General features: G+C 67.5%; 16 protein-coding genes. 4 read left to right on the top strand and 12 right to left on the bottom strand.

Translation table 11 applies throughout. From position 1 onward, the window contains the following. The 3 genes from ACZ7KI_RS28740 to ACZ7KI_RS28730 are packed head-to-tail and all read right to left on the bottom strand — an operon-like array spanning position 1 to position 3,420. Positions 1 to 1,365: an aldehyde dehydrogenase family protein gene (locus ACZ7KI_RS28740; RefSeq protein WP_470276182.1), complete on the bottom strand. Its 1,365-nt coding sequence runs from the start codon at positions 1,363 to 1,365 to the stop codon at positions 1 to 3. After that, positions 1,362 to 2,075, bottom strand: coding sequence for a gamma-glutamyl-gamma-aminobutyrate hydrolase family protein (locus tag ACZ7KI_RS28735; RefSeq protein WP_470276181.1), 714 nt, complete (start codon positions 2,073 to 2,075; stop codon positions 1,362 to 1,364). Before ACZ7KI_RS28735 ends, ACZ7KI_RS28740 begins: the two co-directional genes overlap by 4 nt. Further along, entirely contained in the window at positions 2,056 to 3,420 is a 1,365-nt protein-coding gene (locus ACZ7KI_RS28730; RefSeq protein WP_470276180.1) for a glutamine synthetase family protein, read from the bottom strand. Before ACZ7KI_RS28730 ends, ACZ7KI_RS28735 begins: the two co-directional genes overlap by 20 nt. 228 nt (positions 3,421 to 3,648) lie before the next feature. Between ACZ7KI_RS28730 and ACZ7KI_RS28725 the strand changes: the two genes are divergently transcribed. Continuing rightward, positions 3,649 to 4,173, top strand: coding sequence for a YflT domain-containing protein (locus ACZ7KI_RS28725; RefSeq protein WP_470276179.1), 525 nt, complete (start codon positions 3,649 to 3,651; stop codon positions 4,171 to 4,173). 110 nt (positions 4,174 to 4,283) lie between these two features. Here ACZ7KI_RS28725 and ACZ7KI_RS28720 read toward each other — a convergent pair whose 3' ends face one another. Further along, positions 4,284 to 5,504 (bottom strand): DUF1700 domain-containing protein, encoded by a 1,221-nt coding sequence (locus tag ACZ7KI_RS28720; protein ID WP_470276178.1) that lies wholly within the window; start codon positions 5,502 to 5,504, stop codon positions 4,284 to 4,286. Next, positions 5,501 to 5,824 carry a PadR family transcriptional regulator gene (locus ACZ7KI_RS28715; RefSeq protein WP_470276177.1) on the bottom strand — a complete coding sequence of 108 codons (324 nt, stop codon included), beginning with the start codon at positions 5,822 to 5,824 and terminating at the stop codon, positions 5,501 to 5,503. Before ACZ7KI_RS28715 ends, ACZ7KI_RS28720 begins: the two co-directional genes overlap by 4 nt. A gap of 164 nt (positions 5,825 to 5,988) precedes the next feature. Here ACZ7KI_RS28715 and ACZ7KI_RS28710 point away from each other — a divergent pair, with 164 nt between their 5' ends. Genes ACZ7KI_RS28710 through ACZ7KI_RS28700 form a run of 3 tightly spaced genes read left to right on the top strand, consistent with a single transcriptional unit; the run spans position 5,989 to position 7,936 of the window. Beyond that, positions 5,989 to 6,366 (top strand): GntR family transcriptional regulator, encoded by a 378-nt coding sequence (locus tag ACZ7KI_RS28710; RefSeq protein ID WP_470276176.1) that lies wholly within the window; start codon positions 5,989 to 5,991, stop codon positions 6,364 to 6,366. Next, the gene (locus tag ACZ7KI_RS28705) at positions 6,363 to 7,250 is read left to right on the top strand and encodes an ABC transporter ATP-binding protein (protein WP_470276175.1); all 888 of its coding nucleotides are present in this window, start codon (positions 6,363 to 6,365) and stop codon (positions 7,248 to 7,250) included. Before ACZ7KI_RS28710 ends, ACZ7KI_RS28705 begins: the two co-directional genes overlap by 4 nt. Continuing rightward, positions 7,247 to 7,936 carry an ABC transporter permease gene (locus ACZ7KI_RS28700; RefSeq protein ID WP_470276174.1) on the top strand — a complete coding sequence of 230 codons (690 nt, stop codon included), beginning with the start codon at positions 7,247 to 7,249 and terminating at the stop codon, positions 7,934 to 7,936. The genes ACZ7KI_RS28705 and ACZ7KI_RS28700 overlap by 4 nt, the downstream gene beginning before the upstream one ends. 69 nt (positions 7,937 to 8,005) lie before the next feature. On the opposite strand, the gene ACZ7KI_RS28695 is transcribed toward ACZ7KI_RS28700, so the two are convergent. The 7 genes from ACZ7KI_RS28695 to ACZ7KI_RS28665 form a co-directional block, all read right to left on the bottom strand. After that, positions 8,006 to 9,187: an MAB_1171c family putative transporter gene (locus ACZ7KI_RS28695; RefSeq protein ID WP_470276173.1), complete on the bottom strand. Its 1,182-nt coding sequence runs from the start codon at positions 9,185 to 9,187 to the stop codon at positions 8,006 to 8,008. Further along, the gene (locus ACZ7KI_RS28690; protein WP_470276172.1) at positions 9,184 to 9,747 is read right to left on the bottom strand and encodes a hypothetical protein; all 564 of its coding nucleotides are present in this window, start codon (positions 9,745 to 9,747) and stop codon (positions 9,184 to 9,186) included. Before ACZ7KI_RS28690 ends, ACZ7KI_RS28695 begins: the two co-directional genes overlap by 4 nt. 1 nt (position 9,748) lies before the next feature. Further along, entirely contained in the window at positions 9,749 to 10,189 is a 441-nt protein-coding gene (locus tag ACZ7KI_RS28685; protein ID WP_037311474.1) for a helix-turn-helix domain-containing protein, read from the bottom strand. A 66-nt stretch (positions 10,190 to 10,255) separates the two neighbouring features. Next, positions 10,256 to 11,116: a bifunctional DNA-formamidopyrimidine glycosylase/DNA-(apurinic or apyrimidinic site) lyase gene (gene mutM / locus ACZ7KI_RS28680; protein ID WP_470276171.1), complete on the bottom strand. Its 861-nt coding sequence runs from the start codon at positions 11,114 to 11,116 to the stop codon at positions 10,256 to 10,258. Positions 11,117 to 11,195: 79 nt separating this feature from the next. Beyond that, the gene (rnc, locus tag ACZ7KI_RS28675; RefSeq protein WP_470276170.1) at positions 11,196 to 11,942 is read right to left on the bottom strand and encodes a ribonuclease III; all 747 of its coding nucleotides are present in this window, start codon (positions 11,940 to 11,942) and stop codon (positions 11,196 to 11,198) included. Between the two features lie 15 nt (positions 11,943 to 11,957). Further along, entirely contained in the window at positions 11,958 to 12,140 is a 183-nt protein-coding gene (gene rpmF, locus ACZ7KI_RS28670) for a 50S ribosomal protein L32 (RefSeq protein WP_005160412.1), read from the bottom strand. 72 nt (positions 12,141 to 12,212) lie between these two features. Further along, positions 12,213 to 12,830 carry a YceD family protein gene (locus ACZ7KI_RS28665; protein ID WP_470276169.1) on the bottom strand — a complete coding sequence of 206 codons (618 nt, stop codon included), beginning with the start codon at positions 12,828 to 12,830 and terminating at the stop codon, positions 12,213 to 12,215. Between the last annotated feature and the right edge of the window lie 459 nt (positions 12,831 to 13,289).

Below are 13,289 nucleotides of genomic sequence, written 5' to 3'. Positions count from 1 at the left end.
TCAGTCCTCCGTGCTGATAAAGACGTTTTTGGTCTCGGTGAAGGCATCCACGGCGTCCGGGCCGAGTTCGCGGCCCAACCCGGACTGCTTGAACCCGCCGAACGGCGTCCAGTACCGGACGGACGAATGCGAGTTGACCGAAAGGTTCCCCGCTTCGACGCCGCGCGCGACGCGGAAGGCGCGGCCGACGTCGCGGGTCCAGATCGAGCCGGACAGGCCGTACTCGGTGTGGTTGGCCATGGTCACCGCGTCCGCTTCTTCGGCGAACGGGACCACGGCGACGACCGGGCCGAAGATCTCGTCGGCGGCCAGCGGATGCCGCAGGTCCGGCGGGGTGACGACGGTCGGCGGGAACCAGTAGCCCGGTCCCAGCGGCGCGCTCCCCCGGAACGCCACCGGCGTGGAATCGTCCACATAGGACGACACCTTCGCGTGGTGCCCGGCCGAGATCAGCGGCCCCATCTCGGTCATCTCCAGCCGGGGATCCCCGACGACGACGCCGTTCACGGCGGGTTCGAGCAGTTCCATGAACTTCTCGTACACACTCGCCTGCACCAGGATCAGCGACCGCGCGCAGCAGTCCTGTCCGGCGTTGTCGAACACGCCGTAGGGCGCCGAGGCCGCGGCCTTCTCCAAATCGGCGTCGGCGAACACGATGTTCGCGTTCTTCCCGCCCAGTTCCAGGGTCACCCGCTTCACCTGCGCGGCGCAGCCCGCCATGATCTGCTTGCCGACCTCGGTGGAGCCGGTGAAGACGACCTTGCGTACCGCGGGGTTGTCCACGAAACGTTGTCCCACCACGGATCCCTTGCCGGGAAGCACCTGGAAGACGTCCTCGGGGATCCCCGCCTCACGGGCGAGTTCGCCGAGCCGGATCGCGGTCAGCGGGGTGAGTTCCGCGGGTTTGAGGACGACGGTGTTCCCGGCGGCGAGCGCGGGCGCGAAACCCCAGCCCGCGATGGGCATCGGGAAGTTCCACGGCACGATCACCCCGACCACGCCGAGCGGTTCGTGGAATGTCATGTTCACCCCGCCGGGCACCGGGATCTGCTTGCCGCTCAAGCGTTCCGGCGACGCCGAGTAGTACGTCAGCACGTCGCGGACGTTGCCAGCCTCCCAGCGCGCGTTGCCGATCGTGTGGCCCGCGTTGGCGACTTCGAGCTGGGCGAGATTCTCGATGTCGGCGTCGACCGCGTCGGCGAAGCGGCGCAGCAGCCGCGCCCGGTCTCCGGGGGCCACCGCACGCCAGGCGGGGAACGCCGCCTGCGCTCGGGCGATGGCCGCATCGGCCTCCTCGGCCGAGGTCAGCTCGACCGACCTCACCACCTCTTCGGTGGCGGGGTTGATGACCTCGAAGGTGGTCACTTCGTCTCCTTCGCCGCTGCTACGAGGGCCTCGAAAAGCCTGATGTCGTCGGGGTTCTGTTCCGGATGCCATTGGACGCCGAGCGCGAACCCGTCGCCGGGCAGTTCGGCCGCCTCGATGGTGCCGTCGGCGGCCCAGCCGACCGGGACCAGTCCGTCGCCGAGCTTGTCGATCGCCTGATGGTGGTAACACGGCACCTTGGTCTCGGTGCCGAGGATCGAGGCGACCCGGCTGCCCCCGGCAAGGGTCACCGTAGTGGTGCCGAAGGTCGCGGGCGCGGGCTGGTGATCCTTGCTGTCCAACGTTTCCGGGAGATGCTGGGTGAGCGTGCCGCCGAGCGCGACGCTGAGCACCTGCAGCCCCCGGCACACGCCGAGCACCGGTTTGCCCGCGGCCAAAGCGGACCGCAGCAGGCCGAACTCGAAGGCGTCCCGGTTCGGCCGGAGGTAGGTCGTCGGATGCTGCTCCTGGCCGTACCGCGCCGGATCGACGTCGGCGCCGCCGACCAGCACGAGACCGTCCACAGCGGACACCAGCCTGTCGTGCGCGTCGCTCACCGGCGGCAGCAGGACCGGGATCCCGCCCGCCGCGACGATCCCGTCGACGTAGACGCGGTGCAGCAGCGCCGCCTCGGTCTCCCACACCAGGAACTTCGCGGGCTCCAGATAGGACGTGAGACCGATGACGGGTTCACAGCCGTTCGAAGCCACGGATCCTCTCCCAGTCGGTGACGGCGGCGTCGTAGGCGGTGAGTTCGACCTTCGCCGCGTTCAGATAGTGGTCGACGACCTCGTCCCCGAACGCGGTCCTGGCGAGCTCGCTCTGGTCCAGCAGCGCGGCCGCCTCCCGCAGGGTGGTCGGCACGGTCGGCTTGTCGGAGCCGTAGGCGTTGCCGTGGAACTCCGGCTCCAGCTCCAGTTCGTTCTCGATACCGTGCAACCCGGCCGCGATCAGCGCGGCCACCGCGAGGTACGGGTTCACGTCGCCGCCGGGAACGCGGTTCTCGGTGCGGAGCGATTCGCCGTGGCCGACGACACGGAGCGCGCACGTGCGGTTGTCCATGCCCCACGCGACGGCGGTCGGCGCGAAACTGCCGGGGACGAAACGCTTGTAGGAGTTGATGTTCGGCGCGAGGAAGTAAGTGAGCTCACGCAATCCGGCGAGCTGACCGGCGAGGAAGTGCTCCATCAGCGGGGAGAACCCGCCGGGGCCGTCACCGGCCAGCACGGCCTCGCCGCCGATCGAGCGCAGGCTGATGTGGATATGGCAGGAGTTGCCCTCACGTTCGTTGTACTTCGCCATGAACGTGAGGCTCTTGCCCTCCTGCGCGGCGATCTCCTTGGCCCCGGTCTTGTAGACGCTGTGGTTGTCGCAGGTGGTCAGCGCGTCGGCGTAGCGGAAGGCGATCTCGTGCTGGCCAGGGTTGCACTCACCCTTGGCCGACTCGACGTACAGCCCCGCGCCGCCCATGTCGTTGCGGATCCGGCGCAGCAGCGGCTCGATCCGCGAGGTGCCGAGCATCGAGTAGTCGACGTTGTACTGGTTGGCCGGACGAAGGCCTTGGTAGCGCTTGTCCCATGCGGACTCGAAGGTGTCGTCGAAGACGATGAACTCGAGTTCGGTGCCGACGTAGGCGGCGAGACCGAGCGCGGCGAGCCGGTCGAGTTGCCCGCGCAGGATCTGGCGGGGCGAAGGAGCCACCGCCCCGCCTTGCACGCGTTCGAGGTCGGCGAGGACGAGGGCGGTGCCTTCCTGCCACGGGAGCAGGCGCAGCGTCTCGAAGTCCGGGCGCATGACGAAGTCGCCATAGCCGGTCTCCCAGGACGACATGGGGTAGCCGTCGACGGTGTTCATGTCGACGTCGACCGCGAGCAGGTAGTTGCACGCTTCGGTGGCGTGCGGGACGACCTCGTTGAGGAAGTACTCGGCGGCGCAGCGTTTGCCCTGCAGCCTGCCCTGCATGTCGGTGATCGCCGCCAACACCGTGTCGACGGTGCCGTCCTCGACGAGTTCCCGGAGCCGATCCAGCGTGAGCATGCCGCGCCTGTTCGCCATCAGCCTCACCTAAAGGTTCGAAGCGGTACCTTTGCGGGTTCTTCCTACCCGGTCAGCCTGGCCTGGTCAACTCGGTCAATGGTCTAGTTCGTTATCCATTGCGGACTGTAATTGATCCCTGGGCGGATTGTCTGTGATGCCCGGCTGAGAAGATGCTGTGAATCCCGCCGTATCGGGAGGAGATCCGCACATCCGGAACGTTGTACGGATCAAGAGAGGTGAGAAGGAATGACACAGGCATTCACGCAGCAGACCACGTTCACCGAGCCCCAGGGACGGGCTCAGCTCCCGACGCTGCCCAGCGGGTGGCCGATCGGCTCGTACGAGTCGTACTCCGAAGCGCAGCGTGCCGTCGACCACCTCGCGGGAACGGACTTCCCGATCACCGACGTCACCATCGTCGGTGTCGAACCGATGCTGGTCGAGCGGATCGCCGGGCGGATGGGCTGGAGCAAGGTGCTGACCAGCTCGGCGCTCGCGGGCGCGATGTTCGGTATGTTCCTCGGCCTGGTGCTGAGCCTGCTGAACCCGGGCGCCGGACTGGTGCCGATCTTCGTCGGCCTCGTCAGCGGTATCGGGTTCAACCTGCTGTTCGGCGCGCTGGGGTACGCGAATTCGAAGAACAAGCGCGGGTTCGTCTCGCAGAGCCAGCTGGTCGCCCGGCGTTACGACGTCCTGGCCCAGCCGCGCAACGCCGAGAAGGGCCGCGCCCTGCTGGCCGACCTGGCCGCCAGGAGCGCGTTCACCCGCTGAGCCTGCTCCCACGCGAGCCGGCACCTCATCGCGAGGTGCCGGCTCGCGGCTTTCCGCATCCGCGAGAAGTGGGTGGAGGCGCCCCCGACAGCCGCCTCCACCCGGACCACCTAGCGCGTCGGCTGGGTGGAGTTCGACGGCGGGGCCGCCGAAGCGGGCGGCATCGGCGCGCCCTTCGGGATCGCCGCGCTGAACGGGACGTCGGTCTTCTCCTGGCAGTAACCGCGGGAACCGTTGTAGCCGTTGAGGTTTCCCTCGCCGTCCTGGACACCCCGATCGACCCGTGGCCGCGGATAGCGGTTGTCGTCGCCGACCTTCCGCTTCTCGCCCGTGTTCTTCTCACAGGCGTACCGGGTGGTGCTGAGCGGGCGGCCCTCCTCGTCGTAGAGGTAGATTTCGGTCAGCGGCTTGCCCTCGCCGTCGAACGCGTAGATGTTCTCCACGCTCTGGCTGCCGTACATCAGCTGCGGATTGCCGTAGGTGTCGTTGTAGTTCGGCGTGTAGCCGCTATACGGCGAGCCGCTGCCGTAAGACCGTTTCGCGATCAGGTCGACCGCGGCGCCCGCGCCACCGAGCATGCTGCCGATGACGAACGCCGAGACCGGCACCAGCACCCACAGCAACCGCCGGTCGCCCTTCACCTTCGGCCCCGCCCACACCGCCGCGGCCCCCGCGACGATGAGCAGCGGCAGCAACAGCACGGCCTCGGTGTCGCGCAGCACGAGCAGCAGGCCGAACACGACCAGCACCGCCGCGCACAGCACCCACCACGCCGGCTTGAGCGAACGCAGGAAGGCCAGCGCCTTACCGTCGCGAGCGGTCTGGAACGACGTCCCGAACTCGCGGAGCTTGCCGACCTCGGGCAGTTCCGCGATCGGGCCGACCCCCTTCCGCACCACGTAGGTGACGCTGATCGCGAACACGGGTGCCACGAAAAGCAGGCCCAGCAACGGTTCCACCCGGACCCACACCGCGGCCGCGAAACCGAACAGCGCGAATCCGCCGACCGAGAACATCAAGCCCCAGAACGCGAAACGCGCTCCGCCGATCCCGGTCTTCGCGGTCAGCGCGGTGGTTTTGTCGCCCGCTTCGGCGGGACGCGGCGGGTAGCCACCGGACGCCCGCAGTTCGGCGGCGTAGCTCTCGGGGCTGCCCAGACGTTCGATCAGGGCGTCGACTCTTGCGTTGTCCCCCAGTTCCGCCTCCATCTCCGCGAGATGGGGACGGACGTCTTCGAGGATCTCCTCGACTTCGCTCTCGGGCAGGTCGGCGAGCGCGCTCCTGACCCTCGCCAGATACACCCGCACGGCGGTCGGATTCTGCGTGCTCATGCTGCCTCTCCCAACAGGCTGTTCATTGTCTTGGCGAAACTCCGCCAGGTCTGCCCCGACTCTTCGAGGCGTTGACGACCCGGTTCGTTGAGGCTGTAGTACTTGCGGTGCGGGCCTTCTTCACTCGGCACCACGTACGACGTCAGCAGGCCTGCCTTGTACAGCCGCCGGAGCGTCCCGTACACCGAAGCGTCGCCGACTTCCTGCAACCCCGCGACGCGAAGTCTTCGGAGCACGTCGTAGCCGTAGCCGTCCTCTCCGCGAAGTACGGCGAGAACGGCGAGGTCCAGCACGCCTTTGAGTAGCTGACTGATCTCCACAGTCGCGTCCCTCCCAGTCTTACGCAACAGAAGGTACCACGCACTGCACAGTAGTGCGCACGGCGGAAGCCACTTGCGCCCATCGGGTGGTTCATGGGTTACTTAGTCCAGTAATGAACCACCGCACCCGACATCGGGTGCACGACTCTGGGGACGGAGGTGTCGTGCTCGACGAAGGAACACCCCTGTTCGCGCAGATCGCCGAACAGATCGCCGACGACATCGCCGAGGGAAGCCTGGCCGAGGGGGAACGTGTGCCGTCAACCAACGAACTCGCCGCCTTCTACCGGATCAATCCGGCGACGGCGGCCAAGGGAATCAACGTGCTCGCCGACGACGGCCTGCTCGAAAAACGCCGTGGCATCGGGATGTTCGTCGCCGCCGGAGCACGGGAGAAGCTGCTCACCGACCGGCGGAGACGGTTCGCCGAGCAGTATCTCGACCCGATGCTCGTCGAAGCGAGGCGCCTCGGCATCGACGACGAAACCCTGATCTCGCTCATCCGCGGGAACGGACACCAGAACGGAGGACCGGACGCATGACGCCGACCATTTCGACCACCGGCCTGACCCGGCGCTACGGCGACCACCTCGCGCTCGGCGACGTGACGGTCGACATCGAAGAAGGCAAGATCACCGGCCTGCTGGGCCGCAACGGCGCGGGCAAGAGCACCTTCCTGCGCATCATCACCGCGCAGGAGTTCGCCAGCGCGGGCACGGTCCGCGTGTTCGGCGAAAGCCCGGTGGAGAACGAACGGGTGCTCCAGCGCCTGGTGCTCGTCCGCGAGGACCAGCAGTTCCCGGACTTCAAGGTGCGGCACGCCCTCGCGGCGGCGTCGTGGTTCTACCCGAACTGGGACGCCGAACTGGCCGACACACTGCTTCGCGACTTCGATCTGCCACTGAAGCGGCCGATCAAGAAGCTCTCACGAGGGATGCGATCCGCGCTGTCGATCACCATCGGACTGGCGGCGCGGGCGGAACTCACTCTCCTCGACGAGCCTTACGCGGGCCTCGACGCCGTCGCGCGGCAACTGTTCTACGACCGGTTGCTCGACGACTATGCGACTCATCCGCGCACGGTGCTGCTCTCCACGCATCTGATCGACGAGGTGGCCGATCTGCTGGAGCACGTCGTGATGATCGACAAGGGCCGCGTCGTCCTCGACGCGCCCGCCGACGACCTGCGCGGCACCGCCGCCACGGTCAGCGGCCCGGCGACGGCGGTGGAAGACTTCGTCGCCGGACGCCGGGTACTGCACCGCCGCAAGATCGGTTCGCGGGCTTCGGTCACCGTCGCCGACGCGCTCGACGCCGCGGCGAAGGCGCGGGCACAGGCCCTGCATCTGAAGCTGGAACCGTTGTCACTGCAGCAATTGATGGTGCACACCTCCACCGGACAGATCGCCGAGGAGGCGTCCGCATGAACATCCTGATCAACGTCGCGCGTTACCACCTGGTGGACCGGATCCAGTTCGTGGTCCTCCCGATCGGTGTCACGTTCTTCGCGTTCTTCGTCAACCTCGCCATCTTCTCGCTGCTGCCCGATACTCCCGAAGAGAACTACTCGGGCGGCCTGGCGACGATTTACGTCTTCATGCTCGTCTGCGGCGCCTTGAGCATGACGAAATCGCTGCCGTTCGGGCTGGCGCTGGGCGTGTCGAGGCGGTCGTACTACCTGGGCACCATCCTGCTGATCATCGGGTTGTCCGCGCTGTACTCGGTGGGGATCGCCGTGTTCCAGGCGATCGAGGCGGGCACCGGCGGCTGGGGGCTCGGCCTCCACTACTTCCGGGTCCCCTGGCTGCTCAACGGCTCCTGGTACCTCACGCTGCTCACGTCGTTCGTGTTGCTGACGCTGATGTTCGTCTACGGCATGTGGTACGGCCTGATCTACCGCCGCGCGGCGGTCGTGGGCGTCGTCCTGTTCTCCGCCGCACAGGTACTGGTGCTACTGGCCGGGGTGCTGGTGCTCAGCTGGACCGATTCCTGGTCGAAGATCGGCGCGTTCTTCAGCACATTGACCGTGGGCGGGATGACCGGGGTGCTCGCACTGCTGGTCTGTGTCGCGGCCGTCGGCGGATTCGCCACCATGCGCCGCGTCACCGTCTGACCTGGCCAGGAAACCCTTCCACACCAAGGAGTTCTGTCATGGTCGGGCCGGGCTGTGCTGGCCGCCCGCCTACGCCGCGGTCTCGCGCGCCCGTTCGCGAATACGTCCGACCACAGTGGACCGTCGCCAGGCGTGCGTGACCTCGACCAGCCAAGCCGCTTCGGTGGCGATGTCGGGCTCGTCGAGGTAGGTCGCCGGAACGTCGTCGGGGGCGTACCGGCGGCCCGTCTCGGCGGCGACGAGCGCGGCGGCCAAGGCCGCGGCCTCGATCGTCGCGGGGACACGGGCTTCGGGGATCTTCGCCTTGCGGGCCTCGGCTTCAGCGACCGGTGGCACGTCCGGATCGAAGTACGGGCGCAACGCGAGGTGGCCGTCACGGATCTCGATGACCCTGCGGTACAGGGCGAATTCGACGCCGCCCGGCATACCGGGGCCAGGGTCCAGCGCGATTCCCGGGACGGCTTCGCGCATCGCCGTCCACAGTGGCTCGATCCGGCGGTAGGTCCGGTACGTGCCGAGCAGGCGGAACGGCGTCGCCAGCGCCGGCCCCCACACGCTGAGCGTCGCGCCCGCCCCGGCGAGCCCGACGCTCAGCGCCGCCAGGATCGACGAAACCGTTTCCTCACCGGCGTTCACCTCGCCGGTGGTGGCGAGGATGTAGATGTCGTCAACGTCCCAGAAGGTCCAGCCCAGCGCGGCGACCCCGCCGCCGACGAGCAGCCACAGCCCGATGCGAAGCGGTCCGGGCTCGGCGTGGCGGGCGAAACGGGCGAAGACGATCGAGAAGGTCAGCAGGCTGATCAGCCCGTAAAGGAGGAAGAGCACGTTGTACGCGACGAACCAGCCGAGCCTGCCCGGCCCGGCGGCGGTGTGCTCGCCGACGCGATAGCTGTCGGACAAGAAGAAGAGCGCGGTCTCGGCGACGACCACGAGCCAGGAAAGCACGGCGTGCCAGCCGATCCGCTTGCCCTCCCCCAGTTTCAGCGAATGCGCGAACGCGACCGCGAAGCCCATAGCGCCGATCTTGAGCAGGTCGGCCGCGAGGTTGAGGAGGCTGCCGATGGGTTCCTCGATGCCGACGGCGTTCTCCATGGCGGGGGTGAGCAGCATGATCCCGCCCGCGATGCACATCCCGAAGCCGCTGAGGAACCACATCCGCCGCAACGGCTGGGTATGGCGAGCCTGGATCAGCTTGTAACCGAAGCCCGCGAAGGCCACCACGCAACAGAAGTACGCGATGGTCTCGGTCATGGCAGGCGTCGCTTCCGGCTGCCGAAGAGATTGTCGACCCTGGCCATCCCGCCTGCGAGGTCGCTTCCGCTCTCGTCGGTATGCGCCGTACCACGCACCGCCGTCCTGGCGACACGTTGTGCCAGCAGGCTGGCGAGCAGTTCGGCCTCTTGTTCCTCGACGGCGCTGTAGCTCGTGCGGCCGAGGACGCGGCGGACGAGTTCGGGCGACAGGTTCGGCATGAGGGCCTTGCTGGCGGCGGCGTCGAGCGCGATGCCGTCGGTGCCGGAGTCGGAGCCGACGTGGCCGCACAGCAGATGGCCGACCTCGTGCAGCAGGATATGCCGCCGGTGCAGGGCGGTGGTGTTGGTCGGGTAGAGGATGTAGTCCGCGCGCTCGGTGCTCATCAAGAGCCCGCACGGGCCACTGGAGGGGACGTTGACCTGCATCAACTCGATCGGCCGTCCGCGTTCGGCGGCGAGTTCGGCGATGAAGGCCTCGGCGTCGAAGGGTTCGGGAAGGGAGACGCCGTCGGCGAGACTCCGGCAGCGGCGCCACAACTCTTTATGGCGGCGGTCCACTTCACGCCTCCCTCTTCGTGCCGCCCCGTCCGGATTCCCTGCGGGCGATCGCGTCGATCATGTCGCTGATGGTGTCGAGTCCATCGGGGGAAAGTGTTACGGCGCGCAGCGCGACATCGCGGACGCCGGCGTCACGGAGTGCGCCGAGCAGCGCGAGTTCCTCGGCGATCTTGGCGCTCTGCTCGTCGTCGAAGAAGTACGCCGGCGAGACGCCGAAGAACTGGGCCAGCGCCTCGAGATGGCGTTTCGTGGGGTTGTCGCGGCGACCGGTGCGCAACTGCCACAGGTAGGTCGTCGAGAAGCTCTCGCCGGTGGCCTCTCGGCAGGCCTTGGCGACTTCTTCGTGACTGTACGGCTCGCGATCGGGTCTCAGCACGATCTGGAACAGCTTGTCGATCTTTTCGGCGAGCGTCGTCTTGCCGGGCTCGGTCGCGGCCACCATCCACTCCCTACATGTCGTGCCCGTTCATGCTAGTTGACGCGACGCCCGCGCCGTACACGACAGTTTTCACCTCAAGCGCGGACGCGGCTGGCATCGCGGGCACGAAAAGGACGAACGGTTCATGAAGGGATCGCGCCGGATCGGTGTCCCGCATCGGCCGCAGGGCAGGCCTTCCTGGCCGTAGGCGTCGAGAGAACGGTCGAAATACCCGGACTCGCCGTTGATGTTGACGTACAGCGCGTCAAAGGACGTCCCGCCCGCGACGAGTGCGGCGGCCATCACCTCACTGGCGGCGGTGAGGACCGTCCGGCCCTGTGCCGCGGTGAGCCTGTCGGTCGGGCGGGCCCAGTGAAGCTTCGACCGCCAGAGGGCTTCGTCCGCGTAGATGTTGCCGATACCGGAGACGAGGGTCTGGTCGAGCAGGGCGCGTTTGATCTCGGTCCGCCGTGACCGCAGCGCGCGGACGGCCTGGTCGAGGTCGAACCGCGGGTCCATCGGATCGCGGGCGATATGCGCGATGGTGCTGGGCAGCGCCGTCCCGTCGACCTCGGTGAGTTCCGCGAGGGCGAGACCGCCGAAGGTCCGCTGGTCGACGAAGCGCAGCTCCGGACCGTTGTCGGCGAAGCGAAAACGCACGCGAAGGTGCTTCTCGTCGGGCGCGTCATCGGGTTGGACGAGCATCTGGCCGCTCATCCCGAGGTGGGCGAGCATGGCCTGGCCGTCCGAAAGATCGAGCCAAAGGTATTTGCCGCGACGGCGCGCGGCGACGATCTTGGTACCGGAAAGCCGTCCGGTGAAGTCCTCGGCGCCGAGTTCGTGGCGGCGGATCGCGCGAGCGTGCAGGACTTCGACCTCGGTGATCGTCCGACCGGAGACATGCGCCTCCAGTCCGGCGCGGACCACCTCGACCTCGGGGAGTTCGGGCATGACGTCGATTCTCCCACCGGCCCTCGTGAGTGGTAATGGTGGTCGGAACCGTCATTACCACTCACGAGGGAGGGCGGATTCAGGTCGTTTTCGGCGGCTGCTCGATGTCGAGTTCGGCCGAAAGCTGACGCCAGGCCGTCTCGGCGGCCTTCTGCTCGGCTTCCTTCTTCGTCGTCCCCGAGCCGTAGCCGAGTTCACGCCCGCCGACGAGCACGGTGGCGCTGAACTCCTTGCGGTGATCGGGACCGGTGTCCTCGACCTTGTACTCGGGAACACCGAGCCCTGCCGACGCCGTCAGCTCCTGGAGGCTGGTCTTCCAGTCCAGTCCGGCACCACGCAGCGGTGCTTCGGCGAGCAGGCCATCGAACAGGTGGTGCACGAGCTGACGCGCGGTGTCGATGCCGTGCTGCTGATACGCGGCACCGATGACGGCTTCCAGCCCGTCGGCGAGGATGCTCGGCTTGTCCCTGCCGCCGGTGAGCTCTTCGCCCTTGCCCAACAACAGGTGCTTGCCCAGCCCACCTTCGCCGAGGCCGCGCGCGACCCGGGCCAGCGCGTGCATGTTGACCACGCTGGCACGGAGCTTCGCGAGCTGACCTTCGGCCAGGTCGGGATGCGTGTTGTAGAGGTGGTCGGTGACGACCAGACCCAGCACGGCGTCCCCGAGGAACTCCAAGCGCTCGTTCGGTGGCAACCCACCGTTCTCATAGGCATAAGAACGGTGGGTCAGCGACAGCGTCAGCAGCTCGGGTTCGATGGTGATCCCGAGCGCTTCGAGCAACGGTGCGGGGTCGGCGGGCGGTCCACCGGCCGACTTACCCCCCATGTCGTCAGCCGCCGATCAGGCGGGCTCGACGACCTGGCGACCGTTGTGCTGGCCGCAGGCCGGGCACGCGATGTGCTGGAGCTTCGGCTGCTTGCAGGCGCGGTTGGAGCAGGGCACCAGCTGCACCGGAGCCGCCTTCCACTGGCTGCGGCGCGCGCGGGTGTTGGATCGCGACATCTTCCGCTTCGGGACGGCCACGAGTAGATCTCCTTCAGACGGTCTGCCCGCGGTCGCGAGCGAACTTGCTTCTCCGGAACGAGCTGGTGCTCGTCAGGCTTGCTTTCCGGGGCCATCAGCCTGGTCATCGCCCGTTTCGTCGCCGAAACGCCTCACCAGCGTGGCCCACCGAGGGTCTATCTTCTCATGCCCGTGCCCGGGCTCGAGATCGGCCCACTTGACGCCGCATTCGATGCACAGACCCTGGCAGTCCTCGGTGCACAGCGGGGCCAGCGGGAGCGCGAGCACCACCGCGTCGCGCACCGTCGGCTCGAGGTCGATCCGGTCGTCCACCAGGCGAGGGATCTCGTCCTCGTCGGTGGTCTCCTCGGTCGCGGAGCCGGGGTAGGCGAAGAGCTCGGTCAGGTCGACCTCGACGTCCTCGGTGATCGGGTCGAGGCACCGCGAGCAGTGACCCGTCGCGACGGCGGACGCCGTGCCGCTGACGAGCACGCCCTCGACGACGGACTCGAGAATCAGGTCGAGCTCCAGGCTGGAGCCGGCGTCGATGGTGATGACGTCGGGCACCCCGAGTGCGGTCTCGACGGGGATGGCGCGGTGGACGGCCTTGCTCAGGCCGGCGTGACGGCCGAGTTCACGGGTGTCGAGCACCCAAGGGTTCCGGCCGTCCAGCTGCGCAGGCCTGGCCTGCGGCGACTTGTTCTCAGACATCGGATACCAGGGTACGCAGGTGCCGCCACCGGTTTACGGGCACGGTCCGTGAAGGCCTCCTTCCCTACCTTGAAAGTCAGGGTCCCGGCAAAGTCGCGATCTTGCAGGTCAGCTCCATTACTAGAGCGGGTCAAGGCGAACGTGTCGTGGCGTACCCGGCGGGAGCGGGTTCACGTAAAAGGGGCCTCACCTGGCTCCTGACTGTCCATAAGGGACACTTTTCGGGGCAAATGTGCCCGATTTGGGCGAGTTGTGGGGTGTGGCGAGGGGGTCGTGAGTGATGTGGGTCGTTCTATTGAGGGGTAAGGCAAAGGTGGCGTGGTGGGTGGTAAGTCCGTGAAGGCCTCCTTGAGGGACTCTGGGTCCCTCAAGGAGGCCTTCACGGACTTCAAGACGGGACGTTGATGTCACAGCCGTCCCACTGTCACCAGGGATCACGCCTGACGGTAGTGAAGGGCT

The sequence above is a fragment of the Amycolatopsis sp. NPDC039088 genome (genome assembly GCF_055598845.1).
The sequence above is the reverse complement of the archived record's forward strand: the minus strand, read 5'-3'. Positions and strand labels throughout refer to the sequence as shown.